At 51.0% G+C, this 286-nt stretch carries 1 protein-coding gene; it reads left to right on the forward strand.

Annotated elements, in window-relative coordinates; genetic code table 11:
• Nucleotides 1-286, forward strand: a 286-nt coding sequence (locus K6753_RS14565; RefSeq protein ID WP_223677180.1) for a hypothetical protein, incomplete at both ends; no start/stop codon positions are given.

Genomic DNA, 286 nt, shown 5'->3' on the forward strand with positions numbered 1-286 from the left:
TTGGGCATGGCTGGACCATACGATGGAAAGATCTCAGCGAAGTGGATGGATATTGATGAGGATATTATAGCTAATGTGTGGGGAAAATCGATGGCGTATCTCGTTCTTTCGATGCTGGTGGTAGATTCTCCATTTGGACCTGGCGTCGACCCTGGCTCCCTGAAAGTAGCCATGAACGAGGCTCCTAATGAGCACACGGCGCTGCTACGAAGAACCTCAACACTATCGACGAAGCAGCGACGCGATCCGACAGAAATATCGGCCAGTCGGAGACGAGGAATTCTTG

The sequence above is a fragment of the Novilysobacter selenitireducens genome (assembly GCF_020026895.1).
GTDB classification, from domain to species: domain Bacteria; phylum Pseudomonadota; class Gammaproteobacteria; order Xanthomonadales; family Xanthomonadaceae; genus Lysobacter_C; species Lysobacter_C selenitireducens.